General features: G+C 65.5%; 9 protein-coding genes. 8 read left to right on the top strand and 1 reads right to left on the bottom strand.

Annotated features, from left to right (window positions below; genetic code table 11):
• The first annotated feature begins 59 nt into the window (after positions 1–59).
• Both ACT2FV_RS00340 and ACT2FV_RS00335 read left to right on the top strand, forming a co-directional pair.
• Positions 60–962 (top strand): ferritin-like domain-containing protein, encoded by a 903-nt coding sequence (locus ACT2FV_RS00340; protein ID WP_444502952.1) that lies wholly within the window; start codon positions 60–62, stop codon positions 960–962.
• A 1,069-nt stretch (positions 963–2,031) separates the two neighbouring features.
• Entirely contained in the window at positions 2,032–10,401 is an 8,370-nt protein-coding gene (locus ACT2FV_RS00335) for a YadA-like family protein (protein ID WP_444503884.1), read from the top strand.
• On the opposite strand, the gene ACT2FV_RS00330 is transcribed toward ACT2FV_RS00335, so the two are convergent.
• On the bottom strand, positions 10,359–10,511 hold the full coding sequence (locus ACT2FV_RS00330; protein ID WP_170296461.1) for a hypothetical protein: 153 nt from the start codon (positions 10,509–10,511) through the stop codon (positions 10,359–10,361). The two genes, ACT2FV_RS00335 and ACT2FV_RS00330, sit on opposite strands and share 43 nt — an antisense overlap.
• Positions 10,512–10,524: 13 nt before the next feature.
• Here ACT2FV_RS00330 and ACT2FV_RS00325 point away from each other — a divergent pair, with 13 nt between their 5' ends.
• From ACT2FV_RS00325 to ACT2FV_RS00300, 6 genes are all read left to right on the top strand, one after another.
• Positions 10,525–11,193 carry an OmpA family protein gene (locus tag ACT2FV_RS00325; RefSeq protein WP_444502951.1) on the top strand — a complete coding sequence of 223 codons (669 nt, stop codon included), beginning with the start codon at positions 10,525–10,527 and terminating at the stop codon, positions 11,191–11,193.
• A 401-nt stretch (positions 11,194–11,594) separates the two neighbouring features.
• Complete coding sequence (locus ACT2FV_RS00320; RefSeq protein ID WP_174913350.1) at positions 11,595–12,740, top strand: DUF2827 domain-containing protein; 1,146 nt, start codon at positions 11,595–11,597, stop codon at positions 12,738–12,740.
• 14 nt (positions 12,741–12,754) lie between these two features.
• Positions 12,755–13,909: a DUF2827 domain-containing protein gene (locus tag ACT2FV_RS00315; RefSeq protein WP_059599729.1), complete on the top strand. Its 1,155-nt coding sequence runs from the start codon at positions 12,755–12,757 to the stop codon at positions 13,907–13,909.
• 25 nt (positions 13,910–13,934) lie between these two features.
• Positions 13,935–14,402 carry a DUF4019 domain-containing protein gene (locus ACT2FV_RS00310; protein ID WP_059599728.1) on the top strand — a complete coding sequence of 156 codons (468 nt, stop codon included), beginning with the start codon at positions 13,935–13,937 and terminating at the stop codon, positions 14,400–14,402.
• Positions 14,403–14,430: 28 nt separating this feature from the next.
• The gene (locus ACT2FV_RS00305) at positions 14,431–15,567 is read left to right on the top strand and encodes a DUF2827 family protein (protein ID WP_444502950.1); all 1,137 of its coding nucleotides are present in this window, start codon (positions 14,431–14,433) and stop codon (positions 15,565–15,567) included.
• Positions 15,568–15,590: 23 nt separating this feature from the next.
• Positions 15,591–17,561 carry an FkbM family methyltransferase gene (locus ACT2FV_RS00300; protein WP_444502949.1) on the top strand — a complete coding sequence of 657 codons (1,971 nt, stop codon included), beginning with the start codon at positions 15,591–15,593 and terminating at the stop codon, positions 17,559–17,561.
• The last annotated feature ends 21 nt before the right edge of the window (positions 17,562–17,582 follow it).

Here is a 17,582-nt window from a genome sequence, read left to right as displayed (position 1 = left end):
ATACGTGATTACGAAAGCTATGCAAAAATCTTTCGACTCGTAATCGCATAACAACAGCCATGTCCGACACGCTGCTGAAAGACCATGCAGCGGCAGATCACACCATGCGCAACTGGACCTTCAAGCACCAGGGTCCGGTCAGGATCGGTTCCGATGCGCACAGGCAGATGTTCTGCCGCATGCTGCTCGATACGCACAACCCGTACAAACCGGCCGTCATCGACTGGCCACCGCTCAAGCCCGACGAACTCAAGCGGCTCACGTCGCTGCCGATCTGGGACATCGCCGTGCAGACCGAAGGCCGCGCGTCGATCCGCGTTGCCACCTTCGCGGCGACCGTCGGCGATCCGCTGTTGCGCCAGGCGCTCGAGATGGACGGCGCCGAGGAGGCACGGCACAAGGTCGTGCTGTCGAAGCTGGTGCAGGCATACGGCATCGCGCTCGCCCCCGAGCCGCCCTATCCGGCACCGAACGACCCCGAGTGGTCGTGGATGGTGACCGGCTTCAGCGAGTGCATCGACAGCTTCTTCGCGTTCGGCCTGTTCCGCTCGGCGCAGCGCTCCGGCTTTTTCCCGCCCGAACTCGTCGACACCTTCGAACCCGTGATCCAGGAGGAAGGCCGGCACATCCTGTTCTTCGTGAACTGGTATGCGTGGTACTGGCGGGGTTTGCCGTGGTGGCGCCGGCCGTGGTTCTTCGCACGGGTTGCGGCCGTGTGGGCGTTCCTGATCCGGGAACGCATCGGCATCGCGCGCGGGATCGATGCGGACGGCGTCGCGCACGACGCGAACTTCCCGGCGACGAGCACCGCCGACATCGGCGATGCGCTCAACCCGCGCGAACTGATCGAACTGTGCCTCAGCGAGAACGACCGGCGGATGGCCGGGTACGACAAACGGCTGCTGCGCCCGATGTTCGTGCCGCGCATGGCGCGCCTCGCGCTGCGATTCCTGAGGAAATAAGGCTGCGGCGGCAGGTTTCCGGCGTCGCCTTGTCCGGGGCGATTTACTGCATCGCCCGGACCGGGTAGCACAACCGCGACGTGCGGCCGCGACCGCCATCGGCACGGCGGCACACACTGTCGGACGAGGACGAGCAACCCACCGGCTCGCATCCCGCGTTGGCTGGCGCGACGTCACGCCAGCCAACGCGCGGCTATCCGCCCGACAGTACTGATCCGACGCGCTTGCACGTCGTCTTTCCTCCCGCAGCATGTCCGCCCTCGCCAGCAAGTCCGAGTCACCGTGGCTCAAATCTGACGTTTCCTGCTCGCTGCTCCCGTTGCCCTCAACCCGCGGTCTCCGACCGTCGTCGTGGACGATCCGGCACGTCGTCCAATTCGCCTCCGAACCCATCACACGAAATACGTCAATAGGGCAGATTCCACTCGGGAATCCCAATGGCTGAGTCAATGCCTCTGTAGCATTTTTTTACAACTTCGTGGAGCCGGCCGCCGGGGAAGGCCCGCCCCACGGGCGAATGCGTCCGGCGAAATGCGCAAACCAGCATAGCCAGACAATCCTTTCTTCATGTTTTTTTGATTTTCTAGAAAACTCCGTAAATGCAATTAAAAACCCGACGCAAATCTCAAATTAACAAATTAACAAGACTGTCGGATCCATTCGAGCTAGCACCCCATCAATTATTACAACTCCGAAAGGCAAACGTTTGCCGCAAACGTTTGTCGTTTAATTCGTCTTACCTTTTGTGTCTTGCGATGTGTAACATGACACACACAAGTCATTTATCTATTTGATTTATATGGTTTTTTTACACAAACCACCGAACCAGGCGGCACCCTTCACTCAACATTCAACGTATTTTCAACTTTCTTACAATGGAATGTATCAAAACGCGATGCATTAACCATTTTTTAACTTTCAAAGCGCTTCATTTTTCACTGTTTGTCAATCTCAAAATACCTCCTCAAATAAACTCCGCCCATCAATTTTGAGATTCGCGCGAGCGCACGGCAAATTCATCTAACGAAAGAGACCGGTGTGTGGCGTGCTTATTTGGAGGTAGTAGGACATGAACCGCACATACCGCTCGATCTGGAACGAAGCTCTTGGCGCCTGGGTCGCAGCATCCGAACACGATTCGGCACGGGGCAAGCCGAACAAGTCCGCCGTCGTAAAGGTCGTGGCAACCGTCGCGCTCGTCGCGGGAGCGGCCGCCGGCAACGTTGCGCACGCGCAGTATTTCGCCGGCGGCGGCACGTCGACGGGCGCCCAGGCAATTGCCATCGGCGGTAACGGGGGCAGCCAGACAACGGCCAGCGGCGCGACCTCGATTGCGATCGGTGCGAATGCGACGGCGTCCGGCAGCTATTCGCAGGCATTCGGCCAGGCCACGACAGCGTCCGGCTCAAGCGCGATCGGCATCGGCTCCGGCGCGAAGGCGCTCAACACGGGCGCGACCGCCGTCGGCAACGACTCGACCGCATCGGGCTCGAGCTCGATCGCGATCGGTGGCGGCAACAGCACGGGCACGGGCGGTGCGGTGGCGGCAGGCACCAACTCGATCGCGCTGGGCCGGTTTTCGAACGTCAACTCGGCGACGACGTCAGGCATCGCAATCGGTTCGAATGCGACCGTCACGTCAGTCGGTACCAACGGCACCGCGCTCGGTTCGGGTGCCACCGCAGCCGGCTCCGGCGCATCCGCCATCGGCAACGGCGCAACGGCAACGGGCACCAACGCGATCGCGCTCGGCGGCACGGCCAACTACGCATCCAGCGTCGCGATCGGTGCAGGCAGCGTGACCGGCGCGGCAGCGCCGACGGGAACGGGCTATCTGACGGGCAGCGCCGCGCCAACGTCGGAAGTGTCGGTCGGCAGCTCGACGGCCCTGCGTCGCATCACGAACGTCGCCGACGGCTCGGCACCGCAGGACGCGGTCACCGTGGCCCAACTCAGCACCGGGATGAGCACGACGACGAGCGCGATCAGCAGCTTGTCGACGTCGGCGTCGACCGGACTCTCGTCGGCTAATAGCTCGATCAGCTCGCTGTCCACGTCGACTTCGACCGGCATCAACTCGCTGTCCACGGGCCTCAGCTCGACCAACAGCTCGGTTACGTCGCTGTCGACCTCCACGTCGACGGGTCTCTCGTCCGCTAATAGCTCGATCAGCTCGCTGTCCACCTCGACCTCGACGGGCATCAACTCGTTGTCCACGGGCCTCAGCTCGACCAAGAGCTCGGTCGCGTCGCTGTCGACCTCCACGTCGACCGGCCTCTCGTCGGCAACCAGCTCGATCAGCTCGCTGTCCACCTCGACTTCGACCGGCATCAACTCGCTGTCCACGGGCCTCAGCTCGACCAACAGCTCGGTCACGTCGCTGTCGTCGTCCACGTCGACGGGTCTCTCGTCGGCTAATAGCTCGATCAGCTCGCTCTCCACGTCGACTTCGACCGGCATCAACTCGTTGTCCACGGGCCTCAGCTCGACCAACAGCTCGGTCACGTCGCTGTCGACCTCCACGTCGACCGGCCTCTCGTCGGCAACCAGCTCGATCAGCTCGCTCTCCACGTCGACCTCGACGGGTATCAACTCGTTGTCCACGGGCCTCAGCTCGACCAACAGCTCGGTCACGTCGCTGTCGACCTCCACGTCGACGGGTCTCTCGTCGGCTAATAGCTCGATCAGCTCGCTGTCCACGTCGACTTCGACCGGCATCAACTCGCTGTCCACGGGCCTCAGCTCGACCAACAGCTCGGTTACGTCGCTGTCGTCGTCCACGTCGACCGGTCTCTCGTCGGCTAATAGCTCGATCAGCTCGCTCTCCACGTCGACCTCGACCGGTATCAGCTCGTTGTCCACGGGCCTCAGCTCGACCAACAGCTCGGTGGCGTCGCTGTCGACCTCCACGTCGACTGGCCTCTCGTCGGCAACAAGCTCGATCAGCTCGCTCTCCACGTCGACTTCGACCGGTATCAACTCGCTGTCCACGGGCCTGAGCTCGACCAACAGCTCGGTTACGTCGCTGTCGACCTCCACATCGACGGGTCTCTCGTCCGCTAATAGCTCGATCAGCTCGCTGTCCACGTCGACTTCGACCGGCATCAACTCGCTGTCCACGGGCCTGAGCTCGACCAACAGCTCGGTTACGTCGCTGTCGACCTCCACGTCGACGGGTCTCTCGTCCGCCAATAGCTCGATCAGCTCGCTCTCCACGTCGACCTCGACCGGCATCAACTCGTTGTCCACGGGCCTGAGCTCGACCAACAGCTCGGTTACGTCGCTGTCGTCGTCCACGTCGACGGGTCTCTCGTCGGCTAATAGCTCGATCAGCTCGCTGTCCACGTCGACCTCGACCGGCATCAACTCGTTGTCCACGGGCCTCAGCACTGTCACGACCAAGACCGACAATCTGGGCAGCAGCACCGCCGCAGCCCTCGGCGGCGGCGCGAGCTACAACCCGGCAACCGGCACGGTTTCCGCTCCGTCGTACACGACGTACAACGCGAACGGCACGACGTCGACCGCCAACAGCGTCGGCTCGGCGATCGACAGCATCAACAACCAGGGCATCAAGTACTTCCACGCAAATTCGACAGCAGCCGACAGCCAGGCGCTCGGCACCGATTCGGTCGCGATCGGCCCGAATGCCATCGCCAACAACACCGGCGACGTCGCACTCGGCAGCGGGTCCGTCACTGAAGCGCCCAACGCGACGCCGACGGGTACCGTCGGCGGCGTGACCACCACGTTCGCGGGCGGCAATCCGAGCAGCGTGGTGAGCGTCGGCAATGCGAGCACGGGCACCACACGCCAAATCACCAATGTCGCGGCAGGCCAAATCACGGCGACCAGCACGGACGCGATCAACGGTTCCCAACTCTTCGCGACCAATTCCATCGTGGATTCGCTGTCGACGACGGTGTCGTCGTCCAGCAGCGCGATCTCGTCGCTGTCGACCGGCATCACTTCGTTGTCGACGGGGCTCAGCTCGACCGATAGCTCGGTGGCATCGCTCTCGACCTCCACATCGACCGGTCTCTCGTCGGCAACCAGCTCCATCAGCTCGCTGTCCACCTCGACTTCGACCGGCATCAGCTCGTTGTCCACGGGCCTCAGCTCGACCGATAGTTCGGTGGCTTCGCTCTCGACCTCCACGTCGACCGGCCTCTCGTCAGCAACCAGCTCGATCAGCTCGCTGTCCACGTCGACCTCGACCGGTATCAGCTCGTTGTCCACGGGCCTCAGCTCGACCGATAGCTCGGTGGCTTCGCTGTCGACCTCCACGTCGACGGGCCTCTCGTCGGCAACTAGCTCGATCTCGTCGCTCTCGACGTCGACCTCGACCGGCCTGTCGTCGGCAACCAGCTCGATCTCGTCGCTGTCCACGTCGACTTCGACCGGCATCAGCTCGTTGTCCACGGGTCTGAGCTCGACCGACAGCTCGGTGGCTTCGCTCTCGACCTCCACGTCGACCGGCCTCTCGTCGGCAACCAGCTCGATCTCGTCGCTGTCCACGTCGACCTCGACCGGCATCAACTCGCTGTCCACGGGCCTCAGCTCGACCGACAGCTCGGTGGCTTCGCTCTCGACCTCCACGTCGACGGGCCTCTCGTCGGCAACTAGCTCGATCTCGTCGCTCTCGACGTCGACCTCGACCGGCCTGTCGTCGGCAACCAGCTCGATCAGCTCGCTCTCGACGTCGACCTCGACCGGCATTAACTCGTTGTCCACGGGTCTGAGCTCGACCGACAGCTCGGTGGCTTCGCTCTCGACCTCCACGTCGACCGGCCTCTCGTCGGCAACCAGCTCGATTTCGTCGCTGTCCACGTCGACCTCGACCGGCATCAACTCGCTGTCCACGGGTCTCAGCTCGACCGACAGCTCGGTGGCTTCGCTGTCGACCTCCACGTCGACCGGCCTGTCGTCGGCAACCAGCTCGATTTCGTCGCTGTCCACGTCGACCTCGACCGGCCTGTCGTCGGCAACCAGCTCGATCTCGTCGCTGTCCACGTCGACTTCGACCGGCATTAACTCGTTGTCCACGGGTCTGAGCTCGACCGACAGCTCGGTGGCGTCGCTGTCGACCTCCACGTCGACCGGCCTCTCGTCGGCAACCAGCTCGATCAGCTCGCTCTCCACCTCGACCTCGACGGGCATCAACTCGCTGTCCACGGGCCTGAGCTCGACCGATAGTTCGGTGGCATCGCTGTCGACCTCCACGTCGACGGGTCTCTCGTCGGCAACCAGCTCAATCTCGTCGCTGTCCACGTCGACCTCGACCGGCATCAGCTCGTTGTCCACGGGCCTCAGCTCGACCGATAGCTCGGTGGCATCGCTGTCGACCTCCACGTCGACCGGTCTCTCGTCGGCAACCAGCTCGATCAGCTCGCTCTCGACGTCGACCTCGACCGGCATTAACTCGTTGTCCACGGGTCTGAGCTCGACCGACAGCTCGGTGGCGTCGCTGTCGACCTCCACGTCGACCGGCCTCTCGTCGGCAACCAGCTCGATTTCGTCGCTGTCCACGTCGACCTCGACCGGCATCAACTCGCTGTCCACGGGTCTCAGCTCGACCGACAGCTCGGTGGCATCGCTGTCGACCTCCACGTCGACCGGCCTCTCGTCAGCAACCAGCTCGATCAGCTCGCTGTCCACGTCGACCTCGACCGGTATCAGCTCGTTGTCCACGGGCCTCAGCTCGACCGATAGCTCGGTGGCTTCGCTCTCGACCTCCACGTCGACCGGCCTCTCGTCGGCAACTAGCTCGATCTCGTCGCTCTCGACGTCGACCTCGACCGGCCTGTCGTCGGCAACCAGCTCGATCTCGTCGCTGTCCACGTCGACTTCGACCGGCATTAACTCGTTGTCCACGGGTCTGAGCTCGACCGACAGCTCGGTGGCGTCGCTGTCGACCTCCACGTCGACCGGCCTCTCGTCGGCAACCAGCTCGATTTCGTCGCTGTCCACGTCGACCTCGACGGGCATCAACTCGCTGTCCACGGGCCTCAGCTCGACCGACAGCTCGGTGGCTTCGCTGTCGACCTCCACGTCGACCGGCCTGTCGTCGGCAACCAGCTCGATCAGCTCGCTGTCCACGTCGACTTCGACCGGTATCAGCTCGCTGTCCACGGGCCTCAGCTCGACCGACAGCTCGGTGGCATCGCTGTCGACCTCCACGTCGACCGGCCTCTCGTCGGCAACCAGCTCGATCAGCTCGCTCTCGACGTCGACTTCGACCGGCATCAGCTCGCTGTCCACAGGCCTCAGCTCGACCGACAGCTCGGTGGCTTCGCTGTCGACCTCCACGTCGACCGGCCTCTCGTCGGCAACCAGCTCGATTTCGTCGCTGTCCACGTCGACCTCGACCGGCATCAGCTCGTTGTCCACGGGCCTCAGCTCGACCGACAGCTCGGTGGCATCGCTGTCGACCTCCACGTCGACCGGCCTGTCGTCGGCAACCAGCTCGATTTCGTCGCTGTCCACGTCGACCTCGACCGGCATCAGCTCGTTGTCCACGGGTCTCAGCTCGACCGACAGCTCGGTGGCTTCGCTCTCGACCTCCACGTCGACCGGCCTGTCGTCGGCAACCAGCTCGATCAGCTCGCTGTCCACGTCGACTTCGACCGGCATCAGCTCGTTGTCCACGGGGCTCAGCTCGACCGACAGCTCGGTGGCTTCGCTGTCGACCTCCACGTCGACCGGCCTCTCGTCGGCAACTAGCTCGATCAGCTCGCTGTCCACGTCGACCTCGACCGGTATCAGCTCGCTGTCCACGGGCCTCAGCTCGACCGATAGCTCGGTGGCTTCGCTGTCGACTTCCACGTCGACCGGCCTCTCGTCGGCAACCAGCTCGATTTCGTCGCTGTCCACGTCGACCTCGACCGGCATCAGCTCGTTGTCCACGGGTCTGAGCTCGACCGACAGCTCGGTGGCTTCGCTGTCGACCTCCACGTCGACCGGCCTGTCGTCGGCAACCAGCTCGATCTCGTCGCTGTCCACGTCGACCTCGACCGGCATCAGCTCGTTGTCCACGGGGCTCAGCTCGACCGACAGCTCGGTGGCTTCGCTGTCGACCTCCACGTCGACGGGTCTCTCGTCGGCAACCAGCTCGATTTCGTCGCTGTCCACGTCGACCTCGACCGGCATCAGCTCGTTGTCCACGGGCCTCAGCTCGACCGACAGCTCGGTGGCTTCGCTGTCGACTTCCACGTCGACGGGCCTCTCGTCGGCAACCAGCTCCATCAGCTCGCTGTCCACGTCGACCTCGACGGGCATCAGCTCGCTGTCCACGGGCCTCAGCTCGACCGACAGCTCGGTGGCGTCGCTGTCGACCTCCACGTCGACCGGCCTCTCGTCGGCAACCAGCTCGATCAGCTCGCTGTCCACGTCGACCTCGACCGGCCTGTCGTCCGCGACCAGCTCGATCGGCTCGCTGTCCACCAGCCTCAGCTCGACCAACAGCTCGCTCACGTCGCTGTCCACGTCGACAGCAAGCAGCGTCACGTCGCTGTCCACGGGCCTGAGCTCGACCGACAGCTCGGTGGCGTCGCTCTCGACTTCGACGTCCACCGGCCTCTCGTCGGCGACGAGCTCGATCAGCTCGCTGTCGACTTCGACCTCGACCGGCCTGTCGTCGGCAACCAGCTCGATCAGTTCGCTGTCGACTTCCACGTCGACCGGTCTTTCGACGGCCACCAGCACGATCCTGTCGCTGTCCACGTCGACCTCGACGGGCCTGTCGTCGGCAACCAGCTCGATCACGTCGCTGTCCACCTCGACGTCGACCGCGATCGAAGCCGCGAAGACGCACTACTACAGCGTCAACGACAACGGCACGCAGCAAGGCAACTACGCCAACAACGGCGCGACGGGCGTCAACTCGCTCGCAGCCGGCGTGAATGCCAGCGCAGCAGGCGCCAGCAGCGTCGCGGTCGGCGACGGCTCGAACGCGGCATCGACCGGCGCGGTCGCCATCGGCCAGAACGCATCGGCCACCGGCGGCAAGGCGGTGTCGATCGGCTCCGGCAACACGGCGAGCGGCGACGGCGCAGTCGCGATCGGCGACCCGAGCATCGCAACGGGCACCGGCGCGGTGGCGATGGGCGCGAACGACACGGCGACCGGCACCGGCGCAGTGGCGCTCGGCAACGCGAACACGGCCACCGGCAACAGCGCGCTCGCACTCGGCAACTCGAACCAGGCCACCGCGGACAATACGATCGCGCTGGGCAACAAGGCTGTCGCAAGCGCCACCGGCGCCCAGGCCTACGGTTCGGGTGCGTCGGCCACCGCCGCGGATGCGCTCGCCTTCGGCACGAACGCCACGGCGAACGTCGCGAACTCGATCGCCCTCGGCGCGAACTCGGTCACGGGTACCGCGGTGGGCACGTCGAGCGCCACGATCGGCGGCGTCACGTACTTCTTCGCGGGCACCTCGCCAGTAGGCGTGGTCAGCGTCGGCGACGCAGCCACGGGCGCCACCCGTCAGATCACGAACGTCGCGGCAGGCCAGGTATCGGCCACCAGCACGGACGCGATCAACGGCAGCCAGCTCAACGCGACGAACCAGGCGGTCAACAGCCTGTCCACGTCGACCGCGTCGAACATCTCGTCGCTGTCGACCGGCATCGGTTCGCTGTCCACGGGCCTGAGCTCGACCAACAGCTCGCTGACGTCGCTGTCCACGTCGACCTCGACGGCGATCAACTCGCTGTCGACGGGCCTCAGTTCGACGAACAGCAACCTCACGTCGCTGTCCACGTCGACGTCGACCGGCATCGGCTCGCTGTCGACCGGCCTGAGCACGACGAACAGCACGGTGGCCTCGCTGTCGACCGGCGTGACGAATCTCGGCGATCAGGTGAGCCAGTTGTCGACCACGATCAACAACAACACGACGCGATCGGTGAACAACACCGCCGTCGCGGCCGACATGAACGGCACCGGCTCCGACCGGCCGACGGTCACCGCCGGCTCGAACTCGGTGGCGATCGGCGCGAATTCGAACGACGGCGGCCGTTCGAACGTGGTGTCGGTCGGCAGCGACACGCAGCAGCGCCAGATCACGAACGTCGCGCCGGGTACGCAAGGCACGGACGCGGTGAACGTGAACCAGCTGACGCAGGTGCAGACGACGCTGTCGACGGCACTGTCGGGCCAGCAGGCGCAGATCAACTCGCTGGGTTCGCAACTGCAGCAGACCGACCAGATGGCGAAGCAGGGTATCGCGGCCGTCGGCGCGATGGCGTCGATCCCGCAGCTCGATCGCGACGCCAACTTCGGGATGGGTGTCGGCACCGCGTCGTTCCTGGGTCAGAAGGCGATGGCGGTCAACATGCAGGCGCGCATCACGGAGAACCTGAAGGCATCGATCAATGGCGGCTTCAGCGGCGGTCAGAAGGTGATCGGCGCCGGCATGCTGTACCAGTGGAAGTAACCCGTCGCGCCGCCACGCCGCCGGCTCACGAGCCGGACGGCACCGGGCGGCCCCGACGGCAGGACGAGCCCGCTGCGCAACGCGTGGCGGGCTTCAGTCAACCCAGGCATTGAGGACGTAATCGTGAACAAACTTGCTCTTGCGCTCGCGCTTTCCGCGACGGCCCTCGCCGCATGCTCGACCGCATCCGGCCCGACCTTCAGCGCATCCGAACTGCAGCCGCGCGACGGCGTGCGCACCTTCCAGGTGGACTGCCACGGCCTGCTGTCCGGCCCGCAGACTTGCATGAAGGCTGCTCGCAAGATCTGCGGCGACCAGCCGGTGCGCACCGTCGACTCGGCCCGTGCGCTGCGCGACGGCTCGGATCCCGCGACGCTCGTATTCCAGTGCGGTGCCGCGCCGGCCGCAGCGGCGTCGGCCGTCGAGCCGGCGCCCGCGCCCGCCGCGGTCGAACATGTGAACCTCGCGGGCGACGCGCTGTTCGCGACGGGCCTGGCCACGCTCACGCCGGCCGCGCGCGCGTCGCTCGACAAGCTGTTGAGCGAGCGCGAAGACCGCACGTACACGCAGGTGACGGTCACCGGCCATACGGATTCGGTCGGCAGCGACGCCGCCAATCTCGCGCTGTCGAAACGCCGCGCGGAAACCGTCGCAAGCTACCTGAAGGCGCACGGGCTGAAAGCGCAGTCCGTATCGGTCACGGGCCGCGGCAGCGCCGACCCGGTCGCGTCCAACGCGACGGCCGAAGGCCGCGCGAGCAACCGCCGCGTCGAGATCTCGCTGCACCGCTGAGCAGCCGGCCGTCGCGGGCTCGTGCGCCCCCCGCGCCTGCTCGCGACGGCCCTCACCGGCAAGGCGCAGTTGCCCCGCCGGCACCCTGCTGCCCCCGTCGACCCCGCTTCGCCGGAGCCCCGGCTACCGCGCCGGCGGCTATGTCAAAGTTCGTCAGCCCCCTCCACAAAACGGCACCTTCCGTGCCACAATCGCCGCACACAGCTGCCGTGGCGTTCCGCCCGCGTCGCGTGCGGTGCCAGACGCGCCCGACGACATTCCGGAATCCGGCGGCCGCATCGCGATCCACGTCGCTCGACGCGCATTCCAGTGCGCGCCGGCGCGAACGCGACCACGACAATCCACGGCGCGCCGTTTCGCGGCCACGGCCGGACACACGACGCCGCAGAGGAAACCAACCGGTGACGGACATCAATCAAGCCGCCTCGAGCGGCACCCGCAAGCAACGGCCGGCCGTCGGCATCTCGCTGTTTGCGCGGGACGGCCAGGCGATCTGGGAAAACGGCATTCACCAGAACATCGCGTTCCTCGCGATGATGCTCAAGCGCTCCGATCGCGTCGGCCCCGTCTATTTCCTGAATGGCGGCGACGCCAACGCACTGCCGACCGGCCTCGACCTCGACGGTCTCGACGTGCCGCTCGTGAAGCCTGCCGACGTCACGCACGAACTCGACGTCGTGATCGAGATGGGCGCGCAACTGCCGGTCGAATGGCTCCGTCACATGAAGGCACTCGGCAAGAAGATCGCTGCATTCTTCTGCGGCCACGTGTATGCCGGCGTATGCGAAACGCCGATCTTCGGCAAGCCGTCGGGACACGTTTTCAACGGTGCGCCGTTCGACGAGGTATGGCTGCTGCCGCAGTACGCGAAGACCGGTGCGCCGATGCTGCAAACCCTGTTGCGCGCGCCAGTGCACCTGATGCCGCACATCTGGTCGCCGTACTTCCTCGATCGCCGCATCGCCGCGCTGGCGAGCGAAGGCCTGACGTTCGGCTATCGGCCCGGCCGTCGTCCATGGAATCTCGCCACGCTCGAGCCGAACATCTCGGTCGTGAAGTCGTGCCACTACCCGATGCTCGCGTGCGACGAGTTCTACCGCGCACAACCGGACGCGGTGCAGCATCTGTTCGTCGTCAACTCGATACAGATGAAGGCACATCCGACGTTCGTGCACTTCGCGAACAGCCTCGACCTCGTGCGCCAGCACAAGGCGACGTTCGAGCCGCGCATCGACCTGCCGGGCTTCATGGCGCGCCACGCGGACGCCGTCGTGTCCCACCACTGGGAAAACGCGCAGAACTATCTGTACTACGACGTGCTGTACGGCGGCTATCCGCTGATCCACAACTCGACGCTGCTCGGCGACGCCGGCTACTACTACCCGGATTTCGATTCCGCCGGCGGTGGCCAGGCGCTGCGCGATGCATGGCTGCATCACGACGAGCGGCTCGACGACTATCGTGCGAAAGCCGACCGGCTGCTGCAGTCGGTCTCGATCGATAACCCCGCGAACCTGGACGCGTTCGTCGCGCGCCTGGTCGCCTGAACCGGAGCATACGCATGTCGGACTCCAAAGCCCGTCGAGCGCCCGGTGAGGGCAAGCGTCTCGTCGTCGGCGTATCGCTGTTCGTGCGCGGCGCCGGCCAGTCCCTATGGGAAAACGGCATCTTCCAGAACTGCCTGCTGCTGATCCTGCTGCTACGCCAGTCGCCGCTCGTCGCGGAAGCCGTGATGGTGAACGGCGGCGAACAGCTCGCCGATCCGCAGATGATGCTCGGCGAATGGGACGTGCCGCTCCTGTCGATGGACGAAGCGCTGGAGCGCTGCGACGTGCTGATCGAAATGAGCGCGCAGTTCGGCGCAGACTACCTGCGCGCGTTCAGCGACCGCGGCGGCAAGGTCGTCACGATGCGGGTCGGCAACGACTACGTGATCGACATCGAGCGGGCGATGTTCGACAAGCCGTCGGGCTTCCTGTTCTCGGGCGCGCCGTACGACGCGGTATGGACGATTCCGGAATTCGAGCGCTCATGCCTGCACTATTACCAGACGGGCCTGCGCGCGCCGGTGACGATCGTCCCGCACATCTGGCATCCGATGCTGTTCGACAAGGCACGCGCGACGCTCGGCGCCGGTTTGTCGTTCGGCTACCAACCCGGCAAGCCGCGCTGGCGCGTGACGATGTTCGAGCCGAACATCTGCATGGTGAAGACGAGCATCATCCCGATGCTGGTGACCGAGGAGGCGTATCGCGCGAAGCCCGGATTCCTCGAGTTCGTGCGCGTGTGCAACACGCTGCACCTGAAGGAACACGCGACGTTCGTCCACTTCGCGAAGAGCCTCGACATCGTCAACCACGGGATCACGACGTTCGAAAGCCGCTATGCCGTGTACGAGTTCATGGCCGCCTACGGCGACGCGGTGGTATCGCACACGTGGGAAAACGCGCAGAACTACCTGTACTACGAACTGCTGTACGGCGACTATCCGCTGATCCACAACTCGCCGTTCCTCGGCAAGGCCGGGTATTTCTATCCGGACTTCGATTGCCAGGCCGGCGGCCGCGCGCTGCTGCAGGCGTTCGCCGAGCACGATGCGAACCTCGACGCATACCGCGAGCAATCGAAGCACGTGCTCGACTCGGTCAGCATCTACAACCCCGACAACGTCGCCGCATATTCCGACGCGATCGCCTCGCTCTATCGCGACGCATGACGCGCCGCCTCCTCCGGACTCCGACATGAACGCATACCCGCCCCTCTCCCGTACGAAATGGCTGATCGGCTGCGCCATCGCGTCGATTGCGATCGGTGCGCACGCGCAATCCGGCGGCGAATCGGCCGACGCGTTGCTGCGCGATGCCGATGCGGTCTTCAAACAGCTCGATGCCGGCCAGTACGGCGCGGTGTGGAACGACTCCGCCGCGTTCGTGAAGGCGCACATCAAGCAGGAGCAGTTCGCCCTGGACATGCAGCGCGCGCGCCAGTCGGTCGGCATGGTCAGCCATCGCGGCTGGGCACAGATCACGCGGATTCGCTACTCGAATTCATCGACGACTCCCGACGGGCTTTATGCGAATGTCGACTATGCGACGACGCTCACGACCGGGACGACCGTGTACGAAAAGCTGAGCTTTCGTCTCGACGACGACGGCCGCTGGCACCTGACCGGCTACGTGCCGCGCCAATCGCAGAACTACACGCCTTGAACCGCGCACCGTCCGCCCGGAGCTGCCGATGAAAATCAATGTCGCGATTACGATGAACGTTCAGCGCGACGCGACGCAGTCGATCTGGTACAACGGCGCGAACCAGCATTGCGTGTACCTGTACATGCTGCTGAAACGCTCGCCGCTGATCGGCGAAGTGTGGCTCGCGCACGACGACGGCATCACCGACTACCCGCAGGCGCTGATGATGGACGCATTCGGCGACGCGCTGCGGCCGCTGTCGTCTATCGTCCATCAGACCGACCTGCTGATCGAGATGAACGCGTTCATCGATCCGTCGCACACGGACGCGGTGCGCCAGCGCGGCGGCAAGTGCGTGTCGTACCGCTTCGGCAATGACTACGTAATCGCGGTCGAGACGATCAACTTCGAGAAGAACAACTGGCGGCCGAACCCGAACCGCGTGCAATTCGACGAGATCTGGACCAACCCGCAGCACATGCACACGTGCGCGGCCTACTTCCAGGCCGTGTATCGCGCACCGGTGATCGAACTGCCGCACATCTGGTCGCCGTACTTCATCGAACGCAGCCTCGACGCCGATCCCGAACTGAAGGCGCGCTTCGGCTACCGCGATCACGGCCCGGCCAAGCGCATCGCGTTCTTCGAACCGAACCTGAACGTCGTGAAGAGTTCGATCGTGCCGATGCTGGCCGCGAACGCGTGCTACGTCGAGCACCCGGAGCTCGTCGAGCACGTGTACATGACCAACACGTTCGACAAGAAGGAAAACGTCGCCTTCAAGCATCTCGCGCTCGGGCTCGAGATGGTGCGAGACGGCAAGGCGACGGCCGACGTGCGCGCGCCGTTCGTCGCGTGGGCCGCGCATCACACCGACATCGTCGTGTCGCACCACTGGGAAAACGGCCTGAACTACCTGCTGTACGACGCGCTATACGGCAACTACCCGCTCGTGCACAACTCGCCGTTCCTGCGCGACGTCGGCTATTACTACCCGGACTTCGAGATCTTCGACGCGGCGCGCGCGATCGCGACCGCCGCGCAAACACACGACGCACGGCTCGACGATTACGCCGCAGCGGCCCGCCGCTGTCTGCAGCAGGTCGACACGCTCGCCGACCACAACGTCCGCGCGTATTCCGAGCAGATCCAGCGCCTGTTCGCCGGGCGCGCGCTCGGCTGAGCGCATCCGTCCGCCATCGGCTCATGAAGCAAACCGTCCGCAACTTCGTCGTGATCGATTCGGTCCACGGCCCGTTCGTCATCGACCGGCGCAACACACGGCAAGCCGACGCGCTGATCAAGACCGGCCGGCCGCACAACCAGGCCGAGCTCGACGCGATCATGCAGGTGATCGACCAGTTGCCCGACGGCGCGATCGCGGTGGACGGTGGGGCGAATGCGGGACTTGTCTGCGTGCCGATCGCGCAGCGCTTGCGCGAACGCGGCGGCCACGTTCATGCGTTCGAGCCGCGGCGCACGCTGTTCCACGCGCTCGGCGGCACCGTCGCGCTCAACCAGATCCAGAACCTTCATCTGCTGAACATGGGGCTCGCGAGCCGCAACGGCACGATGACGGTGCCCGACGTCGACGACGAACGGCCCGCCGACGCCGAACCGGCCGCACATGTCGACGCGCCCGCGGCCGACGGCACGCCGGCCCCGACGGTCAGGCTCGATTCGCTCGGCCTGCCGCGCCTCGATTTCCTGAAGCTCGACATCGATGGAATGGAGATCGACGCGCTGCACGGTGCACGCCAGTCGATCGAAACGCATCTGCCGTGGTGCTGGATCGCATACCGGGACGCGGATGACGCACGCGTCATCGATACGTTCGCCGGCCTCGATTACACGTTCTACCGGCTCGCCGGACCGAATCTGCTGTGCGTGCCGAACCCGCGCTGGGACCGGCAGCGCCTGTTCATCTCGGGCGAGCCGATCGGCGGTGCATCCGCTCGTGCACATGACGACGCGAATGCCGTCGCGGCCGCCGAGACCGACCCGCCCGAAACGCACTGGAACCGCGCGCTCGAACACGAGGCACGCTGCGAATGGGGCCATGCGATCGGCCACTGGCTGCGCGCGCGCGGCCGGGGCCTCGACGACGATGCGATCGCGTTCCAGCTCGCGTCGTGCTACGGCTTCGCCGGCGCGCCCGACGCCGGGCTCGCGGCACTCGAACGCATCGGCGACCCGGCCGCGCTGCCCGACGCGCTGCGCGGGCGTGTCGAACTCGCGCGCTCGGCGCTGCTGCTGCGTGCCGGCCGGCGCGACGAAGCGGCGCGCGCGACCATCGCCAGCGAGAACGTGCTGACCGCCGCGCAGTTCGGGCTACCGATCGAACGGCTTTACGACGGCCAGCCGCTGCACGGCAAGCGGCTGCTCGTGATCAGCTACGGCGGTGTCGGCGACCAGCTCCAGTACGCACGTTACCTGCATACGCTCGACGCGCTCGGCTGCGCGGCGGTGACGGTCATCGTCCCCGCCGCGCTGGCCAGTCTGATGCGCCATACGTTCCCGCGCATCGAATTCGTCGGCGCGCACGGCGCGTGGGTCGACACGTCGCAGCTTGCGCACGACTACTGGTGTTCGTTCCTGGTGCTGGCCGCGCAGTTCGGCTATGCGCCTGCACCGGCCGGCGCGCCGGCCGCGTACCTGTCGTGTCCGCCCGAACGCGCGACCGCCTGGCGCGAACGCGTCGCGCGCGACGGCAACGCACCGGGCACGCGCCGCATCGGCCTCAACTGGCGCGGCCGCGACGAAAGCGATGCGCGCTTCCTGCGCGCGGCCAGCCTGCGCGATCTCGCGCCACTGGCGCGACTGCATGGCCATGCCGCGTACTGCATCAACCGCGACATCGCCGCGCACGCCGAGCTGTCGGATTTGCCGGTCACGTTCCCGCATCACGCGATCGGCGATTTCAGCGATCTGGCCGCGCTGATGCTCGCGATGGATGCCGTGGTCACCACCTGTACCGCGCACATCCACCTGGCCGGCGCGCTGGGTGTGCCCGCGGTCCTGCTGCTGAGCCCGAAAGCCGATGCGCGCTGGGAAACCGGCTCGCGTACCGCGCTGTATCCGGGCATCCGGATCGTGCGCGCCGCGCATCCGGGCCAATGGGACGATGCTGTCGATCGCGCGCTGGCGCTCGTGCTCGGGGAATTCGGAAAAGACTGACGGGGTGCCTGGCGGGCGCCG

It is taken from the genome of Burkholderia sp. PR2 (genome assembly GCF_052372875.1).
In the GTDB taxonomy this organism is placed as follows: domain Bacteria; phylum Pseudomonadota; class Gammaproteobacteria; order Burkholderiales; family Burkholderiaceae; genus Burkholderia; species Burkholderia diffusa.
This window is presented reverse-complemented; position numbering and strand designations above follow the sequence as displayed.